General features: G+C 64.6%; 15 protein-coding genes. 12 read left to right on the top strand and 3 right to left on the bottom strand.

Going from position 1 to position 24,029, the window contains the following annotated elements; all coding sequences use genetic code 11:
* Position 1: 1 nt before the first annotated feature.
* The 7 genes from F6S87_RS04665 (at position 2) to F6S87_RS04635 (ending at position 8,014) form a co-directional block, all read left to right on the top strand.
* Positions 2-1,288 (top strand): adenylosuccinate synthase, encoded by a 1,287-nt coding sequence (locus F6S87_RS04665; RefSeq protein ID WP_163227413.1) that lies wholly within the window; start codon positions 2-4, stop codon positions 1,286-1,288.
* 69 nt (positions 1,289-1,357) lie between these two features.
* A complete protein-coding gene (locus F6S87_RS04660) occupies positions 1,358-2,710 on the top strand; it encodes a fluoride efflux transporter FluC (RefSeq protein ID WP_163227412.1) in 1,353 nt (450 codons plus the stop codon).
* Positions 2,710-3,102, top strand: coding sequence for a fluoride efflux transporter FluC (locus F6S87_RS04655; RefSeq protein ID WP_163227411.1), 393 nt, complete (start codon positions 2,710-2,712; stop codon positions 3,100-3,102). Before F6S87_RS04660 ends, F6S87_RS04655 begins: the two co-directional genes overlap by 1 nt.
* 450 nt (positions 3,103-3,552) lie before the next feature.
* Entirely contained in the window at positions 3,553-5,022 is a 1,470-nt protein-coding gene (locus tag F6S87_RS04650; RefSeq protein WP_163227410.1) for an MFS transporter, read from the top strand.
* A gap of 182 nt (positions 5,023-5,204) precedes the next feature.
* Positions 5,205-5,357, top strand: a complete 153-nt coding sequence (locus F6S87_RS04645) for a hypothetical protein (RefSeq protein WP_163227409.1) — start codon at positions 5,205-5,207, stop codon at positions 5,355-5,357.
* 138 nt (positions 5,358-5,495) lie between these two features.
* The gene (gene ilvC, locus F6S87_RS04640; protein WP_163227408.1) at positions 5,496-6,548 is read left to right on the top strand and encodes a ketol-acid reductoisomerase; all 1,053 of its coding nucleotides are present in this window, start codon (positions 5,496-5,498) and stop codon (positions 6,546-6,548) included.
* 554 nt (positions 6,549-7,102) lie between these two features.
* On the top strand, positions 7,103-8,014 hold the full coding sequence (locus tag F6S87_RS04635) for a DUF4037 domain-containing protein (protein ID WP_231129335.1): 912 nt from the start codon (positions 7,103-7,105) through the stop codon (positions 8,012-8,014).
* Positions 8,015-8,017: 3 nt separating this feature from the next.
* On the opposite strand, the gene F6S87_RS08725 is transcribed toward F6S87_RS04635, so the two are convergent.
* From F6S87_RS08725 to F6S87_RS04615, 3 genes are all read right to left on the bottom strand, one after another.
* The gene (locus F6S87_RS08725) at positions 8,018-10,582 is read right to left on the bottom strand and encodes a sialate O-acetylesterase (RefSeq protein ID WP_163227407.1); all 2,565 of its coding nucleotides are present in this window, start codon (positions 10,580-10,582) and stop codon (positions 8,018-8,020) included.
* Between the two features lie 198 nt (positions 10,583-10,780).
* Positions 10,781-12,376 carry a glycoside hydrolase family 1 protein gene (locus F6S87_RS08720; protein ID WP_231129334.1) on the bottom strand — a complete coding sequence of 532 codons (1,596 nt, stop codon included), beginning with the start codon at positions 12,374-12,376 and terminating at the stop codon, positions 10,781-10,783.
* Between the two features lie 991 nt (positions 12,377-13,367).
* The gene (locus F6S87_RS04615) at positions 13,368-14,744 is read right to left on the bottom strand and encodes an ABC transporter substrate-binding protein (RefSeq protein ID WP_163227406.1); all 1,377 of its coding nucleotides are present in this window, start codon (positions 14,742-14,744) and stop codon (positions 13,368-13,370) included.
* A 978-nt stretch (positions 14,745-15,722) separates the two neighbouring features.
* Between F6S87_RS04615 and F6S87_RS04610 the strand changes: the two genes are divergently transcribed.
* From F6S87_RS04610 to F6S87_RS04590, 5 genes are all read left to right on the top strand, one after another.
* Complete coding sequence (locus tag F6S87_RS04610; protein ID WP_163227405.1) at positions 15,723-17,096, top strand: ABC transporter substrate-binding protein; 1,374 nt, start codon at positions 15,723-15,725, stop codon at positions 17,094-17,096.
* Between the two features lie 256 nt (positions 17,097-17,352).
* Complete coding sequence (locus F6S87_RS04605; RefSeq protein ID WP_163227404.1) at positions 17,353-18,513, top strand: carbohydrate ABC transporter permease; 1,161 nt, start codon at positions 17,353-17,355, stop codon at positions 18,511-18,513.
* Between the two features lie 5 nt (positions 18,514-18,518).
* Positions 18,519-19,451: a carbohydrate ABC transporter permease gene (locus tag F6S87_RS04600; RefSeq protein ID WP_231129333.1), complete on the top strand. Its 933-nt coding sequence runs from the start codon at positions 18,519-18,521 to the stop codon at positions 19,449-19,451.
* Between the two features lie 54 nt (positions 19,452-19,505).
* Positions 19,506-22,448 (top strand): glycoside hydrolase family 2 protein, encoded by a 2,943-nt coding sequence (locus F6S87_RS04595; protein WP_231129332.1) that lies wholly within the window; start codon positions 19,506-19,508, stop codon positions 22,446-22,448.
* Positions 22,449-22,929: 481 nt separating this feature from the next.
* On the top strand, positions 22,930-23,964 hold the full coding sequence (locus F6S87_RS04590; RefSeq protein ID WP_163227403.1) for a LacI family DNA-binding transcriptional regulator: 1,035 nt from the start codon (positions 22,930-22,932) through the stop codon (positions 23,962-23,964).
* Positions 23,965-24,029: the final 65 nt, after the last annotated feature.

The raw sequence follows: 24,029 nt of genomic DNA, 5'->3' as shown, positions 1-24,029 counted from the left end.
GATGCCGGGAATCGTGTTGGTCGGAGCCCAGTGGGGCGACGAAGGCAAGGGCAAGGCGACGGACCTCATCGGCACGTCGGTCGACTACGTCGCCCGCTTCAACGGCGGCAACAACGCCGGCCACACCGTCGTCGTCGGCGACGAATCGTACGCATTGCACCTGCTGCCCAGCGGCATCATTTCCCCGAACACCATCCCGGTCATCGGCAACGGCGTCGTCGTCGATCCGGAAGTGCTGTTCGAGGAGATCGACGGCCTCGAGAGCCGCGGCATCGACTGCAGCCGCCTGCTGGTCAGCGACTCGGCGCACGTCATCGCGCCGTACCACCGCACGCTCGACAAGGTCACCGAACGATTCGCCGGCAAGAAGAAGATCGGCACGACCGGCCGCGGCATCGGCCCGGCCTACGCCGACAAGATCAACCGCGTCGGCATCCGCATCGCCGACCTGTTCAACGAGGAGCACCTGCGCGACAAGGTCACGAACTCGCTGCACCAGAAGAACCAGATCCTCGTCAAGCTCTACAACCGCCGCGCCATCGACATCGACCGCACCGTCGACGAGCTGCTTGCCCTCGGCGAGCGCCTCAAGCCGTACGTCGCCAACACGTCGCTGATCCTCAACGACGCGCTCGACGCCGGCAAGACCGTCCTGTTCGAGGGCGGCCAGGCGACGATGCTCGACGTCGACCACGGCACCTATCCGTTCGTCACGTCGTCGAACCCGACGGCCGGCGGCGCCTGCACCGGCACCGGCGTCGGCCCGACGAAGATCGACCGCGTCATCGGCGTCTCGAAGGCGTACGTCACCCGCGTGGGCGAGGGCCCGTTCCCGACCGAACTGTTCGACGAATCCGGCGACTGGCTGCGCGCGCAGGGTCACGAATACGGCGTGACGACCGGCCGCCCGCGCCGCTGCGGCTGGTTCGACGCCGTCGTCAACCGCTACGCCACGCAGGTCAACGGCCTGACCGACATCGTGCTGACGAAGCTCGACGTGCTCACCGGCCTGAAGGAAATCCCGGTCTGCGTCGCCTACGACGTGGACGGCGTGCGCTACGACGACATGCCGACCGACCAGGTCGCGTTCGCCGCCGCCAAGCCGATCTACGAGATGATGCCCGGCTGGACCGAGGATATTTCGCAGGTCCACTCGTTCGACGAGCTGCCGGCGACCTGCCAGGCCTACGTCCGCCGTCTCGAGGACCTCTCCGGCTGCCGCATCTCCGTCATCGGCACCGGCCCGCAGCGCGACCACATCATCGAGATTCACTCGCTGATCGACTAGCACCCCGTTGGCACGACCGCCGGCCGGACACTGTCGCCCCGCCGGCGGTCGCGCCGGTTGAGGACACAGATGGAACACAACAGCAGTACTTCCCCGAACGATTCGTCCCTGAACGGTTCTCCGGACCATGCTCCGGACGATTCCCCCGACAACGGCGTCAACCCCGGTCATTCGGCCGGTGCCGCCGCTCCCGGCACCGGCGGCACCGGCACCGCCGGCATTTCCGGCGCTTCCGACGCCCTCGGCCACATCGTCGCGCCCCACGGCGCGTCCGCCCCGCGCGACACGTCGGCGTCGTCTCCGCGCCGCCCGATGCACGCCGCGTCCTCCGACTGGACAGAGGACGACATCCGCCACGACATCGAGGACCACGAGGGCCATGAGGATGCCGGCGACCGTGCGTCTTCGGACGACATGCCCGATGTCGAACCGGATCACCTCGTGTACAGCACCAGCACGCCGGACGAATCGTCCGGGCATCATGCCGGTCGCCACGCGCGCCAGCCGCTGCCGGGCGAGGAGCAGTGGCCCGTCAGTTGGGACGAATCGTACCGACAGGCCGTCGAGGAGGAGCGGCGCGAGGCGACGGCGGCCGCCGAGTCGCCGACGCCGGCGATCGGCCTGAGCGACGAGGAGCGCGCGCTCGCCGACGAACTCAGCCACGCGCACCCGACCGGCGCCGCCGCGATGCGCCGGCCGCCGAAGATCCCGCTCGCGCCGGCCAAGCGGCTGCAGGCGAAGTTCAACCCGCTCGCCGACTGGGCGAACTACGTCGTCGTCTTCCTCGGCGGCACCGTCGGCACGGCGCTGCGGTACTGGCTGTGGGTGCTGATCCCGTCCGCCGTCGGCGACGGCAGCCTGACGATGGCGTTCCATCCGGCGACGTTCGTCGCGAACATGATCGCCTGCTTCCTGTTCGCGGCGATCACGACGTTCTGCGCCGTCGCGATCTGGATCCGCAAGCGAACACGCCAGCTGCTGAGCCGATGTCTCGGCATGGGCATGTGCGGCGGCCTCTCGACGCTGTCGGCGATGATGGTCGAGGACATCACGGCGCTGCATTCCGGCCTGTACGGCGGATTCCTGCTGTACACGGCGCTCTCGTTCCTGTGCGGCATGCTCGTCTCGTGGGCCGCGTCGGCGCTCGTCATGAAGCTGTCGGCGGGGCGCGCCGCCCGCGCGATGACGGAGGTGACGCCGGACCGCGTGGCCAAGCCGGCGATCGGCGTGCGCGTGCCGGTCGACCCGGAGGTCGCCGCCGCCGGCTCCGCTCCCGGCACGATCTCCGTCGTGCCGATGACGCCGGAAGGCGAGGCGACGCCGCACGTGCCGGCGGGCTTCGCGGCCGGCGACGAGCCGCAGCCGAGCACCGACGAGATTCCCGTCGTCCGCAACCAGCACACCGGGGAGGTGAAGCTGTAATGCTGAGCACGATTCCCGCGTGGATTGTCGTCTGCGTCTTCCTGAGCGGCGGCCTCGGCGCCGTCGTCCGCTTTGTCCTCAACACGTCGATCCAGCGCTGGTGGAACCGCATCTTCCCGCTGTCGACGTTCCTGATCAACTGCATCGCCGCGTTCTTCGCCGGCATCGCGGCCGCCGCCTACTTCTACGAGACGGTGAGCTACTCGACGTACCTGCTGTTCGTCACCGGCTTCTGCGGCGGCTTCTCGACGTTCTCGACGGCCATCAACGAGATGGTCGGCCTGCTGCGCGGCCGGCACGTGCTCGCCGCCGTCGCCTACTTCCTCGTCACGATGTTCATCCCGATCCTGTGCGTCATGCTCGGCTGGGTAGTCGGCTCGCTGAACAGGTAGGACGATTCTTCCGCCGGAATGAATCCCCTGGAAGGGGATCGGCGAGCGCAGCGAGCCGAGGGGTCGACTTACGGAGCGTAACCGGGTGCGTGCCGTAAGTCGACCCCTCGATTCGCGCTATCGCGCTCATCGATCCCCTTCCAGGGGATTACATGAATGTCCACCATGTGAACAGGCGGTGGAATCGTTCCGGTTCGGGGGCGTAGGTTATCGCCTCGAAAGCTCAAGTGTTGACGCGAAAGGAGGCAGCCATGACGACGATGGTCCTGTGTGGCGCCGCCGGAGCGCGAATTATTAGCCCGTCGTTGGCGGGCTGATTCGAGCGACATTCGAGCGAAATCGATCAAGCAACCCCGCCGACGATGGCGGGGCATGGATCCGTGAACGATCCTTCCACATGGAACCCCGCCACAGACGCGGGGTTTTCCGTTAGGAAAGGAACCCACGGGAATGAGCACAGCAGAAACTTCGGCGGCCGGCGAGACGCTGGCCGAAGCCGTGCCGTCGGTCGGCGCGCTCGCCGACGCGGGCGGCGCGACCGGCGCGACCGCCGGTGTCGGCAGTACGGTCGGCGGCGCCGTCGGCAGGGCGGCGGCGCAGGCGGCCGGCAAGGCGGCGGACTCGGTCGGCACGATCATCGCGGCGTCGATGGTCGGCACGACGATCGAGTTCTACGACTTCTACGCGTACGGCACCGCGGCGGCCAACTACTTTCCGCAGGTGTTCTTCTCGAACAGCACGAACCCGACCGTCGCGCTGCTGCTCAGCCTCGTGACGTTCGCCGTCGCGTTCCTCGCGCGGCCGCTCGGCTCGCTCGTCTTCGGCCACTTCGGCGACTCGATCGGCCGCAAGACGACGCTCGTCGTCTCGCTGATGACGATGGGCGTCGCGACGTTCCTGATCGGCTGCCTGCCCGGCTACGATTCGTGGGGCGTCTGGGCCGTCGCGGCGCTGTGCCTGTGCCGGTTCGTGCAGGGCATCGGCCTCGGCGGCGAATGGTCGGGCGCGGCTCTTGTCGCGACCGAGAATGCTCCCGCGAACAGGCGTGCATTGTACGGATCGTTCCCGGAGCTTGGCGCGCCGATCGGCTTCTTCCTGGCCAACGGCACCTACGTCGTGCTCGAGCTGTTCACCGACAACGCCGGCATGCTGCAGTGGGGCTGGCGCGTGCCGTTCCTGCTGTCGGCCGTGCTCGTCGTCGTCGGCCTGCTCGTCCGCGTGCACATGGAGGAGACGCCGGTGTTCCGCGAGGCGCAGCGCCAGCAGCGCGTCGTCAAGGCGCCGATGGTCGAGGTGCTGCGCACGAGCTGGAAGCAGCTCATCGAGGCGACGTTCCTCGTCGCCGTCACCTACACGCTGTTCTACATGCTCGCGACGTGGTCGCTGGCGTGGGGCACGAAGACGAAGGCGCAGGGCGGCGGCGGCCTCGGCTTCTCGACGCAGGAATACATGGCGATGCTGATGATCGCCGTCTGCGTGTTCGCGCTGTTCATCGTCATCTCGTGCGTCTATGCCGACCGCGTGGGACGGCGCCGCGTCATCATCGGATCGTCGATCGCGCTGCTCGTCTTCGCCGGCCTGTTCCCGGTCCTGCTCGACCCGGACGTCGTCGGCGTCCACAACACGTTCGCGACGATGCTGTTCCTGTGCCTCGGCTTCGCGCTGATGGGCATCGCGTTCGGCCCGATCGGCGCGCTGCTGCCGGAACTGTTCCCGGCGACGGTCCGCTACACCGGCTCCGGCGTCGGCTACAACCTCGCCGCGATCGTCGGCGCCGCCTTCGTCCCCGCCGTCGCGACGTGGCTCTCGTCGCACTGGGGCGTGCGCTCCGTCGGCCTCTACCTGGCCGTCATGGCCTGCTGCGCCCTCGTCGCGATCCTCTGCTGCCGCGAAACGAAGGACGTCGACTACATGAAGTGACTTCCGCTATACATGAAGTGACTTCCCCCTGGTCTTCCCGCCTTTTTGGATGTTGCGAATCCGAGTCGCGAACCCGACTTCGTGACATCCGGAGGAGGCGCGAAGAACAGAACGAGAACGGGCTGTCAAGAGGCGGTGTCCATATTGCGGACGAATCGTTCGACGGTTATGGACAGCGACCCATGACGATTCCCGACGATGCAGAATTACTGAAATTTCAACAAAAACAAACAATGATTCGTCCCGGCGAATCCGCTCGCGAAATCCGGCGACGCAGCGAAGATTTCCGAAACGTGGACAGGCGAGAACCGGCCCGGCGCTTTTGGATAAACTGAACCGCAGTTCGGGGACACAATCCCCTGGCGGCAATGCAATCCCCCTGCAATCTGGAACACAAACGAGCGGTTGCACCAGGACAAACTGACGGTGTTTCCGCGGCAGAAGAATACTGCGGAACAAGAAAGGTGTGCACCATGGCAGCACAGATCTGGTACGAAAACGACGGCGATCTCTCGGTCCTCGATGGCAAGAAGGTCGCCATCATCGGCTACGGCTCGCAGGGCCACGCCCACGCGCTGAACCTGCGCGACTCGGGCGTCGACGTCGTCGTCGGCCTGCGTCCGAACTCCAAGTCGGTCGAATTCGCCAAGGAGCAGGGCCTCGAGGTCAAGAGCGTGCCGGAGGCCGTGGCGGAAGCCGACGTCGTGATGGTCCTGGCTCCCGACCAGTACCAGAAGGGTATCTGGGAGAACGACATCGAGCCGAACCTCAAGCCGGGCGCGGCGCTGGCCTTTGCCCACGGCTTCAACATCAACTACGGCTACATCAAGCCGTCCGAGGATCACCCGGTCTTCATGGTCGCGCCGAAGGGCCCGGGCCACATCGTCCGCCGCGAGTACGTGGCCGGCCGTGGCGTCCCGGTCGTCGTGGCCGTCGAGCAGGATCCGCGCGGCGATGGCTGGGACCTGACGCTTGCCTACGCCAAGGCCCTCGGCGCGCTGCGTGCCGGCGCCATCAAGACGACGTTCAAGGAAGAGACCGAGACCGACCTGTTCGGTGAGCAGAACGTCCTGCTCGGCGGCGTCAACAAGCTCGTCGAGATGGGCTTCGAGGTCCTGACCGACGCCGGCTACCAGCCGGAAATCGCCTACTTCGAGGTGTGCCACGAGCTCAAGATGATCGTCGACCTGATGAACGAGGGTGGCCTGAACAAGGATCGCTGGTCCTGCTCCGATACCGCCCAGTACGGCGACTATGTCAACACCTGCATCGACGAGCACGTGCGCGAGCGCATGGAGTATCACCTCAAGCGCATCCAGGATGGCTCGTTCGCGAAGGAATTCATGGACGACCAGGCCGCCGGCGCCCCGAAGTTCAAGCAGCTCCAGGAGGAGTACTCGAACGTCCGCATCGAGACCGTCGGTCCGAAGCTGCGCGCGATGTTCTCCTGGAACAACGAGGCCGCGAAGGACGCCGACGAGGCCAACTCCTTCACCGGCAAGATCGCCCGCGCCCAGGTGCAGTGAGCCTCGCCTGATTCCTTTTCCCGATTTCCCTGTCGAAGCCGTCTCCGTCACCCCGGAGGCGGCTTCTGCCTTTGAGGGTTGCTTTTTCATGTCACAAACCCGAGCTTTCGGGCTCGGGTTTGTGACATGAAAGGGGAGGGAAGAGAAGAAGGGGAGGAGGAAGCGGGAAAAGAGGGCCTGACGGCGGGAAATATTAGTCAGAATTGAGGTGAATGTTTAAGGAGGGTGGTTCTTTGGAGTGTGATCCCAGAGGCGACTTCGCACTTTTCGGAGGGGCATTTGGAAAGTGCGAAGTTCTTCCTTGATGGACATGGACGTCCGGACGGCGTGGAAGGCCTGAAGGGCCATCTGGAGGGCCAGGAATGGCCGCAAATAAATAGGTAATAAATGGTCGGGGTCCTGAGGTCTTGGGTCGGGTGGTTTTCAAACTTCGCACTTTCCAAATGGCCTCCTGGAAAGTGCGAAGTCGTCTCATCATATGCCCCCTTCACCTCGGGCAAATTGCCTTGGCCGGACCCTTTCGGTAGCGTGGAAACCAACACAAGGGGGTCGACATGGTGGATAACACGATGGCTGGGCGGGACGACGCGGTCCCGGACGATGCATTGACGGAGCAGTTCGTCGACGACATGCTGAAGAAGGTCGCCGAGGGATCGGACAGCGCGGTGGCCGAGGTCGACGTTGACGCCATGCTGGCGCAGATGGAGGAGTGGCCGCAGGTCGAGGCGATCGCGCTGGGAGGATCGCGTGCGACCGGCGTCGACGATCCGAAGTCCGACTACGACTTCTACGTCTACATCAGCGAGGACGTGCCCGAGGAAGAGCGCCGGCGCGTGTTCGGCGAGTACTGCAAGCGCCTCGAAATCGGCAACTCCTACTGGGAAAACGAGGACAACGGCACGTTGAAGAACGGCGTCGACATCGACGTCGTCTGGCGCAACCTCGACTACTTCACCGGCGAGGTCGCGGCCGTCGTCGAGGGCGGCCGGGCATCCAACGGCTACACGACGAGCCTGTGGCACAACTTGACGACCTGCAAGATCCTCTTCGACCGCAACGGCCGCCTGGCCGCCGCGAAGGAACGATTCGCCGTCGACTACCCCGACCAGCTGCGCCACAACATCATCGAGCGCAACATGAACCTGCTCACCCGCGCGCTGCCGGCATACGACCGCCAGATCTCGAAGGCCGCGGCCCGCGGGGACATCGTCGCCGTCAACCACCGCGTGGCGGCGTTCCTCGAATCGTACTTCGATGTCATCTTCGCCCTCAACCGGCAGCCGAACCCCGGCGAGAAGCGGTTGATCCCGCAGGCGCTGCGACGCTGCGAGCTGCTGCCGGAGGGCTTCCGCACGAACCTGCTGATGCTGTTCGCGTCGATGTTCACGAGCGACCCGCACGACGTCGACGCCGCCGTCAAGACGCTCGTCGACGGCCTCGAACAGCTCGTCGACGAGCACGAGTGACGGCTACAGCTCCAGCAGGAACGGGAACGCCGGATTGCCGGCTTCGCTGAACAGCGGGGCGGCCGTCCAGTCGCGCCATGCGTAGCGGATGGCGGTCGGACGGAAGGCGCCATCGGCGATGCCGTCGGCGGTCTCATTGTCAACGTTGCACGATTCTTCCGCACTGTCCGGAAGCCAGGCGCGGACCATCGCCTCGTCGTCGAGGTCGCTCGAGTCGGCGATGGCGACGCAGGCGCGGTACCAGCGGCCGTCGGCGCCGGCGAGCTCGAAGCCAGACCTGAGCGGGTCGAGAATCGTGCTGACATACGCCGTCATCAGCGATTCGCCGAAGATCCGCTCGGCGAACGAGAACGTCAGCGGCGTGAAGTCGCCGGTCTCGGAGATGTCGCCGCTGACGGTCGGGTTCTCGGCGAGATGCAGCCCGACGGCGTCGGAGAAGCGCACGAGCACGGCGCCGTCGGGCGTCGCGAACGCCTCGCGGGCGCGCGGGCAGCCGGCCTCGTTGACGATCGCGTTCGAACCCCTGAACTCGGCGAGCTCCTCCGGCGACGTCGGCGCCAGCATGTCGGCGATGTCGTCGAGTTCGTCGTGGTTCACGCCGAGGACGCTTGCCAGCGTCGGGTCGAGGTCGTCGAGATCGGCGGCCATCTCGTCGGCGAGGCTGCCAGTGGCGTTGTTGCCGGAGTCGCCGGGCATCTCGATGAAATCGTCCGCCATGTCGGCGGCGGCACCGTCGAGCTCGGCGAAGCCGTACCACCGCTCGAGCGCATACGCGGCGGCGCGGATGCCGACGGTCGTCTTGTCGGTCGGATGGATGTCGCCGAACGTGCCGCAATCCATCGTCGAGACGATGCCGACGTTCGGCAGCTCGTCGGCGACGGCCAGCTGGGCGGCGCGGATCGCCGGCCACTGGAACGATTCATCCGTTTCACGGGAAACCACGGCCTCGCCGGTGGCCTTCAGCTCGACGATGTCAGCCGCGGAAGCGGCGGTATACTGCGGAAGCTGGATCAGCATGAACGGCAGGCGAGGGGAGTTCCACGTGGAACGCCACTGGTTGATGAGCAACGTCAGCAGCTCCTCGTAGCCGTCGGCATAGGCCGAATCCTCCTCGCCCTGGTACCACAGCACGCCGGCGATCGAGTATGGGGCAACACGTGAAACCATGTTCATGTACGGACCGGTCACGTGCCACGCCGACTGCGGCACCTGCGGCGGCGGCCACGGGCAGCAGCCGTACTCGGCCTCGAGATCCCACGGCGTGATGTCCGGACGCTCGCGACGCACGGCGTCGGTGCGCTCGCAATAGGCGAGGTTGTCGGCCTGCCAGTCGGCGAACAGCTGTGCCTGCTCGGCTTCGGACTTGCCGTCGCATGTTTCGTGGAAGCGTTCGAGATACTGCTTGCCGACAGCGGAAGAATCGAGCCAATCCTCCGAAATCCAGGCCGACGCCGACGTGCCGCCGATGTAGCAGTCGACGATGCCGACCGGCACGTCGCGATACCGCTCGATGACGGCGGCCGGCAGCCGCTGCGGCAGTCGATGTTCCGCCTGCTTGCGAACGTTGTCATACAGGCCGGTGTCCTGCAGGTATTGCAGGACGGTGTCTTCGTACGTCGGGTCCTCCGGCGGCACGAAGACGCCGACGCGGCGGCGCAGCTCGGCGGCGCCGAGCTCGAGCACGACGTCGGCGAGCAGCTGGTCGTAGCGGCCGGACAGCGACAGCGCGAGCGTGCTCGCGAAATAGTAGCCCACGGCCGACATGCTACCGGCGGTCGCCGGATTGACCGGCTGCCAGCGGGCGGCCGACTCGAGCTGCTCGAGCGTGCCGTCGGCGAGATCGCTGACGGCACCGGATTTCGGCACGTTGTAGAAGCGCACCTGGCCGGCGAGCGATGCCGACTCGGCGATCTGCTCAGCGCCGAGGAAGCTGTTCTGCAGCTCGAACTCCATGTTGCTCTGGCCGCCGCACAGCCACACCTCGCCGATCGCCACGTCGGAGAACGTGACGGAGGAGCCGCCGTCCAGCGTGACGGTCAGCGTGCAGCCGTGGGCGGCGTCCTGGGCGGGAAGGGTGACGGAGAAATGGCCGTCGGTGTTGGTCGTGAAACTGGCCGAGACGACGTCCGGCTCGAGCGCCCGAGCGGCGCGGGCGGCCGACGCGGCCTCGGCGGCCGCGGCCTTCGCCGGGTTGCCGGACTTGCGCTTCCTGTTCTTGCCCTTCTTGTTCTTCTTGCCGCCGCCATGGCTGGAGTTGCCGCCATGTCCGGAGCCGTTGCCGTGACCGCCGTTACCGTCGGCATCGCCTGGGCCGCTGTCGACGGCACCGTGACGCGGCGGGATCGTCAGCGTGACGGTGCCGGTCGATCCGGCCGGCGCCTCGCCGAAGACGGCGATCGGCTGGTGCCGCTGCAGCACCATGCCGTCGTCGAAGATCGCCGCAACGGCCAGCTCGCCGTCATGGTTGCGCGGCGGTGTCGTTGCGCTGGCCTGGTCGGACGAATCGTTCATGGTATCGACGTCGGCGCCGATGCCGGCGCTGCCGGGCGCGAGTCCTGTTGCGCTCACGGATGGCCTCCTTGCGTTGGATGGAAGAAAAACGGGAAATGTCTAGAAGAAAATCGTACCGTCCCGATCCCGCCGGCACGCTGCCTGCTGCCTTGCATGTCACAACCCGAGCTTGCGGCTCGGGTTGTGACATGCAAGGCAGCAGGGGACGGGGGAAGCGAACGGCAGGAAACGGCGACTATGCGACTGCCCGCGCGCTTACTGCCGGTGAGCGGCGATGAAGTCGCGGTACCAGCGGTAGCTGTCCTTCGGAATGCGCTCTTCGGTCGGGTAGTCGACGTAGGTCAGGCCGAACCGCTTGCAGTAGCCCTGCGCCCACTCGAAATTGTCCATCAGCGACCACGCGAAGTAGCCGCGCACGTCGGCGCCGTCGTCGATCGCGTGCTCGACGGCCGCCAGGTGGTGCGTCAGGTAGTCGATGCGGTCGGCGTCGTGCACGCGCTTGACCGTCGCCGGCTCGGTGTCGGTGTCGGTTGCGGCGGTCGCGTTGCCGGTTGCGGCGGTGGTCTCGGTGTCGGTTGCGGCGGACGAATCGTTCAATAGTGACGATTCCGCCGGCTCCTCGACGACTTCGTCGGCGCATGCCATGCCGTTTTCGGTGACGACGAGCGGGACGCCGTAGTCGTCGTGCAGGCGCACGAGCGTTTCGTAGAGGCCGGCCGGGTCGATGTTCCAGCCCATCTCGGTGTGCGGGCCGGGCGTCGGCAGCCAGTCGATGTCGGCGGCGCCGGGAGCCGTCGTCGAAATCTGCATGTCGGCGGCGAGCTCGGCGATTTGTTCTGTACGATTCTTGCCTTCGATGGCGCCTTCCTCGCCCTCCGGCAGCCGCGAGAAGTCGGCGAGTTCCCAGAGGCGGGTCATGTCGGCCGGATCGCCCGGGTACTGCGGGAACTGCGGGCGGTCCGAGAGTTTCACGAGTGACGTCGAATAATAATTGAGGCCGAGCGCGTCGATCGGCTGGTGGATGGTCTCGAGATCGCCGTCCTCGACGAAGCTCCAGTCGCAGATGCCGCGGGTGAGCGCCAGCAGTTCGGCGGGGAAGCGGCCGCGCAGCATCGGGTCGAGAAAGACGCGGTTGCCGATCAGGTCGAGACGGTGTACGGCCGCTTCTTCTCCACGTGAAACCTGAAGGTTCAACGTCACGTCGATCTTCGGTGTTTCACGTGGCACAGACGCGCGAATGGCCTGCGTCATCAGGCCGTGAGCGAGGTTGAGGTGGTGGGCGGCCTTGAACGCGAGCGGTCCGGCGCCGAGGCCCGGCGCCTGCTCGGTGGCGCCGTAGCTCAGGTGCGCGGCGCACCACGGTTCGTTGAGCGTGATGAACGTGTCGACGCGGTCGCCGATCCGGTCCGCGACAATCCCCGTGTAGTCGGCGATCCGGTACGCCGTCTCGCGGTTGAGCCAGCCTCCGCGGTCGCCGAGATACTGCGGCAGGTCCCAGTGATACAGCGTGACGACCGGCGCGATGCCGTATTCTCGCAGCCGGTCGACGAGCCGTTCGTAGAAATCAAGGCCGGCGGCGTTCGGCTTGCCGTCCGGCGTCGGGATGATGCGCGGGATGCCGATCGAGAAGCGGTACGCGTTGGCACCGAGATCGCGCAGCAGCTTGAAATCGTCTTCCCAGCGGTGATAGTGATCGTCGGCGATGTCGCCGGTGTCGCCGTTGAGGATGTGGCCGGGCTCGTGCGTGAACGTGTCCCAGATCGACGGCGTGCGGCCGTCCTCGTTCACCGCCCCCTCGATCTGGTACGCCGCCGTCGCCGTGCCGAACTGGAATCCCTCGGGAAACGTCATGTCAGGTTCTCCTTCGAATCGTCTTGGTGCAGTGTGCTCGCTCGCGGCGTCCTTCCCTCCATTGGCCCGGTCGTCTTAAGCGCTTAATTCTCTACTGTACTCCGCCGACTCGCCTTCCGTCATCCGTTTCGAGCCGTTTCGGCGTTACAAATTTCCCCGCCGTCGCCGACTCGGAATATTCGTAACGGTTCGGGGCCCGTTTCCGTTACGAATCGTTCCATTGTCTGCGGTTCGGAGAATTTCGAACGATTCTGCCTGTCTTTGCGTTATGAATTTTTCCGCCGCTGCCGCTCAGAAAATTTTGTAACGGTTCGGCGGCAGGAATCGTTACAAATTTTCCCGCCGTCGCCGACTCGGAATATTCGTAACGGTTCGGGGTCCGTTTCCGTTACGAATCGTCCCATTGTCTGCGGTTCGGAGAATTTCGAACGATTCTGCCTGTCTTTGCGTTATGAATTTTTCCACCGCTGCCGCTCAGAAATTTTTGTAACGGTTCGGCGGCAGGAATCGTTACAAATTTTCCCGCCGTCGCCAACTCGGAATATTCATAACGGTTCGGGGCCCGATTTCGTTACGAATCGTTCCGCTGTCTGCGTTCGGAAAAATTTGTAACAATTCTGGCCTCCAAACCGTTACAAAACCGGCCGCACGGCGGCAAACGGAAAAATAATAACGTGACCGACCGTGCGAACTGAACATAGTTGGCACGGTCGGTCACGTTTGGCGGCCGGAAATCGTGACTGACTGTACGATTCTTGCGAAGTTCGAATAGTCAGTCACGATTCAGATGGTCGGGGAGGGGCCGGGCTGGTTCGGCAATCACTCGGCTGGTTTGGGAAACGGACGACTAATCCATAGACCGGTGCGCCGGTCCCGATCCAGTCCGCCGGTCCTGTCCCAGTCTGCCGGTCCTGATCCAGTCCGCCGGTCCCGATCCGGCCGACCGGTCCCGATCCGGTCCTCCGGTCCTGATCCAGCCGGGGGAGGAGGACTATTCGTTCTCCTCGACGGCGGCGGACCACTTCTGGTCCCATTCGGCCATGATCTGGTCGATCGTCTTGCCGTTGTTGGCGGCTTCCTCGACGATGTTCTGGATCTTGGTGCCGCCGGAGTTCTGGATCGCGAGCTCGGAATCGGAGTTGACGTCGGCGAGCAGGTCCTCTTCGCCGTCCTTCGCCGGGGCATTCGTGATCAGCGTGACGTCGGAGAAGTTCGAGTAGATGTCCGGCATGGACGAATCGTCCGCGGCGATCGGGATACCGCCCTCGTTCATCGCGAAGCCGGACTTCTCGGTCATCCACTTGACGAAGATCATCGAGGCTTCCTGGTTTTCGGCCGAGATGTTCTTGTTGATGCCGTAGCTGTAGTCACCGGCGATCGTCGCGTACTGCTTGCCGTCGACGGTGATCGGGAACGGCATGTAGCCGACATCGTCGGCATTGTCGCCGGCCTGCTGCATCTGCGGCACGGCCCACGCGCCGAGGACCATCGTGGCGATTTCGCCGTCGTTCATCTTCGCCTTCGAGGACTCCCAGTCGGTGGTCGAGTAATCGTCTTCCGTCAGGCCGTCGGCGACGGCGTCATAGAGGATCTTGTAGACGGCGTACGCGTGGGTATCCGGATCGGAGGAATCCTTTTCGAACGGATCCTTCGTGTGGGGGAGGACCTGGTTCATGTACGTCGAGTCGCCGGTCGCGATGCCGCCGATGTAGTCGTCCCACGCCGCCATTGCCCAGCTTTCGACATAGTTCGTGTACAGCGGGATGGCGTCGGTCTTCTCCTTGATCAGCTTGAGGTCGGCGATGAATTCCTCGGGCGTCGTCGGCAGCTCGGTGATGCCGGCTTCCTCGAAGACCTTCTTGTTGTAGACGATGCCGCTCGTCACGCCGTCGTTCGGCACGCCGTACGTCTGCCCGTCGTACGCCTTCTCGTCGGCGAGCTTGATGACTTTCTCCATGTCCTCGACGGAGCCGTAGGAAATGAAGTAGTTCGAGTATTCGGAGGCGTCGACGGAGGGAATCATCATGACGTCCCAGCTGTCGTTGTTCGCCTGCAGTCGCGTCAGCGCCGTGTCGGCGTAGTTCGAGTCGGTCTGGACCTTCACCGTGATGTTCGGGTACAGCTTGTTGAATTCGGCGACGTAGTCGGCCCAGCTCGTGCCCGGGTAGGTATCGAGATTCATGTCGGTGCGATTGTTGAGCACGGTGATCGTCGTCGTGATGTCTTCGCCGGTCGTGCCAAGCTCGATCTCCGGATACGTGAGGTCGGAGGACGACGAGGACGAGGAGCTTCCGCTGCCGCAGGCTGCCATGCTGACCAGGCACGCGGCGGCGATGCCGGCCCCGATCACTTTCTTCAGCGTCTTCATTGCTGTGATGTTCCTTCCTTGGAATTATCGGCGAACGATTCGCGCGTCCCGTCCCCTCCCGAGAACAACTCCTCTCGCCCGGTTCTGCCTGCCGGTCTACCTGGATGTCACCAACCCGAGCTTGCAGCTCGAGTTTGCGACATCCAGGACACCGGCCTTTCGAATGCTGTTTGTTCGGTGTCGCGAACCCGGGCATCGAGTCCGGGTTCGCGACACCGAACAAGCAGCACGGAAGCAAGGGAACGGTGCGGGCCTCTGTCGTTGTGGGGTCGCTGGATCCCCGGGATTCGGGGTGACCGGGTCCTGGGATCCGTTGGATTGTAAGTAGGTGTGGGTTGTGGGTATGCGCGGAATTTGGTTGCCGATTCGCTTCTCTTCGCTGAGAGCGTCGCGATGGGGCCTCTCTGCCTGCCATCACCGCGGACGGTGATTCCACTGTAGAGCCCGGAATTCCGGTTTGTCAAGCGCTTAAGTAGAAATGAATCGTCAAAAGTAGCCGGAAAGCCTTGGAAAACCAGACATCGCGACGATTCTGTCCGCGAGTGTCGTCGGCCTGCAATCTCACTATTTTGCTGAAATTCGCGGCGTTTCGCGGTTTTTGGTATGCTGTCGGCAAAGAGAAAAGGTTGGAATTCCGCGCTTTCGAAGGGTGGCGGGAATCGTTCGACATGACACGACAACTTAAGCGCTTGACATACTGAAAATTCAACGTTATGCTCAAGGTACTTGCTTATCCATGGCAGGCAGAGAGGCCGAGGATGAGCACTCGTTACCGACTCACGGAAGAGACACTAGCGAGAACGCACGTTCCCGGAACCGGGCGGCGGCGGCGATTCCCGGCATCGCCGGACATGTCGCGGCAACGTCGCACGGCACGGAAGAAACGTCACACGGCACGGAAGAGAAGTCGCACGGCATCGTTTCCGGACCGGACTGGCGCGGGCATGTGCGGAGAGCCAGAAAGGAAAGAACACTCCCATGAACGTCAAGAAGATCGTCGCGGCCGGCATCGCTGCCGTCTGCATGGTCAGCATGGCAGCCTGCGGCAGCAGCTCCAGCTCCGACGGCAACAAGACCGACATCACGTATCCGGAAATCGAGCTCGGCACGACCGGCGAGGACATCACCACCACGATCACGTTCTTCAACGGCCGCACCGACATGGCGCTGGACACCTACCCGGGCAAGAACTGGGACTCCTACATCGCCGATTTCAACAAGCTGTATCCGAACATCACCGTGAAGGTCCAGACCGACTCCAACTACGCCGATTCCGCGCTCACCCGCCTCCAGGCCAACAACGACAGCTGGGACATCATGATGATTCCGGCCGTCGACGCCTCCGAGTTCGCGAACTACTTCATTCCGTACGGCGAGACCGAGCAGATGGAGAAGGAAGTCAAGCTCGCGACCGAGAAGTCCTACGACGGCCTGACCTATGGCATCGCGACCGACGGCCAGACGAGCGGCATCGTCTACAACAAGAAGATCTTCGAGGAAGCCGGCATCACGACGCTGCCGACGACGCCGGAAGAGTACATCGCCGACCTGAAGCTCATCAAGGAGAAGACGGACGCCATCCCGCTGTACACGAACTACGTCGAGGAGTGGGCGATGGCCGCCTGGGATGCCTACATCGGCGGCACGGCGACCGGCGACTCGACGTACATGAACCAGGTCCTGCCGCACACGAAGGATCCGTTCGAGAAGGACACGAAGGATCCGGACACCCACGCCTACGCCGTCTACAACACGCTGTACACGGCCGTCGCCGACGGCCTGACCGAGGACGACTACTCGACCACGGATTGGGAATCGTCCAAGACGAAGATGAACAACGGCGAGATCGCCACGATGGCGCTCGGCGCCTGGGCCGTCACGCAGATGCAGCAGGCCGGCGACAACGGCGACGACGTCGGCTACATGCCGTTCCCGATCACCGTCGACGGCAAGCAGTACTCGACGATGGCCGGCAACTACTCGATGGGCATCAACAAGAACATCTCGGCCGAGAACCAGGAAGCCTCGATGATCTTCGTCAAGTGGATGACCGAGAAGTCGGGCTACGCGCTCAACGAGGGCGGCATCCCGATCGCCGCCGGCGACACCAGCATGCCGGATATCTACGCCAACTTCACGAACGTCTCGCTGATCACCGACGACCCGGCCAAGGACGGCGAGGAGGACCTGCTCGCCGACGTCAACTCCGACTCGGAGCTCGGCATCAACAACGGCAACGGCAAGAAGATCCAGAACATCGTCGAGCAGGCCGCGAACGGCGGCGAGACGATCGACCAGATCATGGCCGAATGGGACCAGAAGTGGTCCGCCGCCGTGGAAGAGAACGAGTGACGGTCCGGCTGCCGGACCTCCTCCCTCCGCAATAATACGGACGATTCTCCCGTCACATCCCGTCCCCTTGTCGACGGGAGAATCGTTCTCCTTCGCATGATTTCCCGCCGGCGACGATTCCCGGCGAAACACCACGGACTTACCCTTCCCTTTCCTCATCACTCCGGCGGCTGGAGGCTCTAGCCGGCCGCCGGAACCTACTTTTCACCCCACCCCCACTTCCGAACGCCCGGAAACACAGTCGAAAGAAGTCATCATGACCAGCGCAACAGCGACGGCCGTCGCGGAGACGAACGGCTCCCCGGCCGACGAGATTCCGTACAACAAGCAGCCCAGGGATTGGAAGAAGATCGGCGTCATCGTTGGCTTCTGCGCCGTGCCGATCATTCTTCTCGTCGTGTTCACCTACCTGCCGTTCTTCCAGATGTGCGGCTACAGCTTCTACAAGATGAAGTACATCGGCACGCCGAAGTGGGTGGGTCTCAAGAACTACATCGACGTGTTCACGCGTCCCGACCTGCTCGCCACCCTGAAGCTCAGCCTCTACTACATGGTCGGCGCCATCGTCCAGGTCGCGCTGGCCCTCTACCTGGCCACCGTGCTGGCGTTCAAGGTCCGCGGCGGCGCGTTCTTCAAGGGCGCGATGTTCTTCCCGTACCTGATCAACGGCATCGCGATCGGCTTCATCTTCAAGTTCTTCTACACCCGCGGCTATGTTCTCGACACCGTGCTGCAGTGGTGCGGCTTCCAGCTCGACAATCTGCCGTACTGGCTCAAGGACCAGTCGATCAACAACTGGTCGCTCGTGTTCTCGTCGGTATGGCGATACCTCGGCCAGACGATGATCCTGTTCATCGGCGCGATCATGTCGATCGATGGGTCGTTGTACGAGGCGGCCGAGATCGACGGCGCGAACAAGTGGCAGCAGTTCAAGCACATCATCCTGCCGGGCATCCAGACCATCCTCGTCCTCAACATCATCCTGTCGATCACCGGCTCGCTGAGCGCCTTCGAGGCCCCGTACGTCATCACGTCGGGCGCCAACGGCACCGGCACGTTCTTCGTCCAGATGGACAAGATCGCCCACACCGACCAGAAGGTCGGCCTGGCTTCGGCCATGGCCGTCGTGTTGCTCTGCATCATCATGATCTGCGCGCTGTTGCAGAAGATCATCATGGGCTTCCTGTTCCGCGACGCCGACGACGGCACCGCCAAGGCCCGCAAGCACGCGAAGAAGGTCGAGAAGGCCCGCAAGAAGGCGATGCGCCAGGCCAACCGCGTCCGTCCGGGCGCCGCCCCGGTCTTCACGAAGCGCGCGAAGCGGCCGGCACGGGCGAATCGTGCCGTCCTGGCCGCCGGCAACGTGGTCGGCAACGCAGCCGGCAGCGCGACCGTCGCCGCCGCCGAAGGGAAGTGAGCGCGATGACCACCGCAACCATGAATGCCAACAACACCGGAAAGGGTACCGAGATGGAAGCGACTGTCAACGGACGCGAGGCCAAGTCGGCCGGCGTGCTCTACCATGCGAAGATCTGGCTGCTCACGTTCCTCAAGTATCTTTCGCTCGTCTTCATCGTGTTCTGGATTCTCGTCCCGCTCGTCAGCTGCGTGTTCACGGCGGCGAAGACGGACAGCGAGTACCGCAGCACGTCGGTGATGACGCTGCCGGAGAACTTCTTCAACTTCTCCAACTATGTCGAGGCCTTCAAGCTGTCGAACATGGGCGTCGCGTTCCGCAACAGCTTCATCGTCCTCGTCTGTGTCTGCTTCTGCACGACCGTCATCGGCACGATGCTCGCCTACGTGCTCTCGCGCTTCCAGTTCCCGGGCAACGGCATCATCCGCGGCGCGTTCATGATGGCGTCGCTGCTGCCGGGCATCGCGATGCAGGTCGCCGTCTACAAGATCATGTCGGTCCTCGGCCTGATCAACTCGCTGCCGGGCTACATCATCATGTCGATGGGCACCGACGTCATCTCGATCTACATCTTCATCCAGTACTTCGAGAACCTGTCGATCTCGCTCGACGAGGCCGCGATGATCGACGGCGCCGGCTACTTCACGATCTACTCCAGGATCCTGCTGCCGCTGCTCAAGCCGGCCATCGTCACCGCGCTGATCCTCAAGGGCGTCGCGATCTACAACGAGTACTACGCGGCGAACCTCTACCTGCAGGACAAGTCGAAGATCGGCACCGTCGCGATCGCGCTGTACGCGTTCACCGGCCCGCAGGGCTCGAAATACAACCTGATCTGCGCGGGCGTCATCGTCACGCTGCTGCCGGCCCTGATCCTGTTCCTGTTCTTCCAGAAGCAGATCTACAACGGCGTCGCCGCGGGTGCCGTCAAGGAGTAAGACGTAAGATCCTCCGCTAGTGGGGGATCTTCTACGAAGAAGAAGGATTTCGATATGACTCACGTACCATCGACGTTCCGGCCGCTCCACGACGGGTGGACGCTCAAGGCGCTCAATCCGGCCGCCGCGCCGGAGGAGCTGCGGGCCGCGCTCGCGGCCGGCATTCCGGCCACCGTGCCCGGCGAGGCGACGCTCGACCTGCTCGCCGCCGGCCTCATCGACAACCCGTTCGACGGCGACAACGAGACGAGGCAGCAGTGGATCGGCGACGTCGACTGGAAGTTCAGCTGCCGGTTCGACTGGAATTCGGACGATTCGTCCGAACGGACCGACCTCGTCTGCTACGGCCTGGACACGGTGGCGACGATCATGCTCAACGGACGGCCGGTCTGCAGCTCGCAGAACGCGCACCGCTCGTACCGCTACGACGTGCGCGAGCTGCTCGTCGACGGTGCCAACGAGCTCGTCGTCAGCTTCATGTCGCCGGTGCGGTTCTCCGACCAGGAGGAGCAGCGCCGCGGCTACTATCCGCACACCGAGCACCACGCGTTCAACCAGATCCGCAAGGCCTGCTACACGTTCGGCTGGGACTGGGGCATCGACGTCGCGAACGCCGGCATCTGGCGCGAGATCGGCCTCGACTGCTGGTCGGGCGTGCGCGTTGCCGAAGTGCGGCCGCTCGTCGACGTCGCCGCCGACGGCACCGGCATCCTGACGGCGCACGTGGCTATCGAGCGCGCGGGCGTCGGTGCCGGCGAGGCCGGACGCGTGATGAACCTCGACGAATCGCGCAAGAACCTGGCCGATCCGGTCGCCGTCCATGTCGCGCTGTCCGGTCCCGATTGCGAGCTCGAGGCCGTCGCCGAAATCCCCGCCGGCCGCAACGACACGACCGTCACGATCGCCGTCCCGGACGCGAAGCTGTGGTGGCCCGTCGGCTACGGCGAGCATCCGCTGTACGACGTTGCCGTCACTGCCGCCGTCAAGGACGCCAAGGAGTCCGGCGAAGGCAAGTGGACCGGGCGGGTTGGCTTCCGGACTGTCGAGGTGGATACGCGGGCGGACGAGGTCGGCAGGCCGTTCCAGATCGTCGTCAACGGCGTTGACGTGCATGCGCGCGGCTACAACATGATTCCGGACGACGCATTCCCGAGCCGCGTGACGCTGGCCGACTACGAGCGCGCGATCGACGACCTGATCGGATCGAACTCGAACATGGTGCGCATCTGGGGCGGCGGCATCTACGAATCGGACGAATTCTACGACCTGTGCGACGAGCACGGCGTCATGGTCTGGCAGGACTTCATGCTGGCCTGCGGCGCGTTCCCGGAGGACGAATCGTCCAGAACCGAAATCGAGGCGGAAGCCCGCGAACAGATCGTCCGGCTGTGCCCGCACCCGAGCCTGACCGTCTGGAACGGCAGCAACGAGAACTGGCAGGCGTACGCCGAATGGGGCGGCTTCAAGCAGGCGCTGCGCGACGACGACCTGCGCGCCAACGAGTTCGGCTACGGCGAGAAGCCGTGGGGCGACTATTACTACAGCGAGCTGTTCCCGAGGCTGCTCGCCGAGCTCGACCCGACGCATGTCTACCTGCCGAGCTCGCCGATGAGCTTCACGAAGTACGTCGGCGCGAACGCCGACGGCGACGGCACGATGCACATGTGGGAAGTCTGGAACCGGCAGGATTACCGCACGTTCCGCAACCACGTGCCGCGCTTCGCCGACGAGTTCGGCTACCAGGCGCCGCCGGCATGGTCGACGCTGACCGGCGCCGTCCACGACGAGCCGATGGATCCGTTCGGCAAGCAGATGCTCGTCCACCAGAAGGCGTCCGGCGGCAACGTCAAGCTCGCCCGCGGCATGCGCTCGCACATCACGCCGGGGCGCCTTTCCGACGTCGCGTTCGGCGGCGTCGTGAATGGCCGCCCGTCCGACGGTCCTCACTCGTGGCTGCTGCCGACCGACACCTGGCCGGCGCTCGAGGACTGGCACTGGGCGTGCCAGCTGCAGCAGGCGCAGGCGATGAAGTTCGGCGTCGAGTACATGCGTTCGCTCAAGCCGGTCAACGCCGGCACGCTGATCTGGCAGCTCAACGACGACTGGCCGGTCGTCTCGTGGGCCGCCGTCGACTTCTCCGGCCACCGCAAGCCGTTGTGGTACGCGAGCCGGTCGTTCTTCGCGCCCCGCCTTGCCACCGTGCAGCCGCGGGTCTCCGACGAATACAAGGCGACGCACGACTGGGAAGGCACGTCGTACGGCGACCCGGCCGGCCCGGATTCGCAGGCCGGCGACCAGCTTGCCGTCGTCGTGCTCAACGACACGCTCGCGCCGTGGCGCGGCGACTGGACGGTCAGCCGCGTCGCGCTCGCCGACGGCACCGTGCTCGCGTCGCAGACGTTCGCCGGCGTCGTCGTCGACGCGAACTCCTCGCTGGAACTCGTGCTCGACGAGTCCGTCGCCGACTTCGCCAACGCTGCCGGCGAGCTGATCGTCGCCGTGCCGTCCGCCGCCGCGGAGGCCGGGAACGATTCGTCCGGTGATGACGTTCGCGAGACCGACGGGGAAGCACGTGAAACCGGTACGACAGCACGTGAAACGGCGGAGGCTGCACGTGAAACCGTCGTGATGCCGGGCACGCCGGCGACGCAGGTCGGCTCCGACGAGATGCCGCGATTCGCCCGCGTCGTCTACGACATGGCCGAGATTCTCGACCAGCGGTTGGCTTCGCCGGACGAATCGTTCGAGGCAACGGCCGTCCGCGACGGCGAAACCGGCCATGTGCTGCTGACCGTCACGGCGAAGTCGTACGTGCGCGACCTGTTCGTCATGGCCGACAAGGTCGATCCGGCCGCCACCGTCGACTCCGGCATGGCGAGCCTGCTGCCCGGCGAATCGCTGACCTTCGTGATCGCCGACACCGGCACCGCCGACCCTGCCGCCTACACCGCCCCCAACGTCCTGCGCAGCGCCAACGACCTCAAGCGCGAGTGGTGACCACTACAAGCCCCCTGGAAGGGGGCTGCCGAGCGCAGCGAGGCTGAGGGTCGACCGCACGTCGTCGCCGAAGGCGACGCGTGCGCGCTGGTACGCGAGATGTTCCGTCGAACGCAAGGAACGCCGTTATCAGACGTTCCGGCGCGCTCTCGCCGCCTTCGGCGGCATCGGCGGTCGACCCTCAGTCGGCTTCGCCGACAGCTCCCTTCCAGGGAGCTTGGACTCGTCCTTGTTGTCATCACCAACCCGGGGCTGCGAGCTCGGGCTGGTGACGGCGAGGGGGAAGGGGCACGATGTTCAACGGGGAGGATCGTGCCGAATAACTGAAGATAACTGAAAATTAGTCGAAAAAACTGAAATTGACGCCGTGTTGGGCGCGACGGAACTTAAGATTTTCAGTAGAATGTTGTGAAGTTTACTGAATCATCGAAGACTGCTCGCCTGCAACGCTGGGGACGGGGCGCAACCGACGGAGACAACAATGGCTGGAAATAAAGGGAAAGTAACGATCTTTGACGTCGCGAAGGCGGCGGGAGTATCCAGCAGCGCCGTATCTTATGCGCTTAACGGCAAGCCGGGCGTATCGGAAGCCACCCGCGCGAAAGTGCTTCGCGTCGCCAGCGAGCTCGGCTGGAAGCCGAACGGCGCCGCGCAGTCGCTCGCCGAGTCGAAGACGCGCAGGATCGGCCTCATCCTCGGCTACGATCCGAAGCTGCTCAGCGTCGAGCCGTACATGATGGGGCTCATTTCCGGCCTCGGCGCCGAACTCGAGGAGCACGACTACTCGATGCTCGTGCGGCTGTCGATCGGCGAGGAGGACGAGCGCGCGATCATCGAGGACTGGATCGCGACCGGCAACGTCGACGCGCTGCTGCTGACCAACCTCGAGATCGGCGACCCGCGCGTCGACCTGCTCAAGGAACATCCGACGATGAAGGCGCTCGCGATCGCCGACGCGTCGCTGACCGGCGGCCTGCCGACGCTGACGTCCGACGACGCGGCCGCCTGTGGCATGGCCGTCCAGCACCTCTACGAACTCGGCCACCGCAACATCGCGCGCGTCGCCGGTCCCGAGGAACTCGGCCACTCGTACATCCGCGACGCCGCGTTCTCCGAAATCACCAGCGAACTCGGCATCAAGTACCGCTGCCTGCACGCCGACTACACGCCGGAAGCCGGCGCCGACGCGACGCGGCGGCTGCTGTCCGTCAGCCCGCGGCCGACGGCGATCATCTACGACAACGACGTGATGGCGCTTGCCGGCGAATCGGCGGCGAACCAGCTCGGCGTCTCGGTGCCGGGTGACCTGTCGATCATGAGCTGGGACGATTCGTTCATGTGCACGGCCGCCCACCCGAACATCACGGCGCTCAACCGCGACATCGTCGAGGCCGGCCGCATGGCCGCCGCGCTGATGCTCAAGCTCATCGACGGCGAGGAAGTCGGCGTCGTCGAGGAACCGCCCTATCACCTCCGGGCCAGGGAATCCACCGGTCCGGCGCCGGCGGAGGCGTGATCTTCTTGCGTGTCACACAACCCGAGCTGCGAGCCCGGGTTGTGTGACACGCAAGAGACGGATGA

It is taken from the genome of Bifidobacterium choloepi (genome assembly GCF_010667615.1).
Classification (GTDB): Bacteria; Actinomycetota; Actinomycetes; order Actinomycetales; family Bifidobacteriaceae; genus Bifidobacterium; species Bifidobacterium choloepi.
The sequence above is the reverse complement of the archived record's forward strand: the minus strand, read 5'-3'. Positions and strand labels throughout refer to the sequence as shown.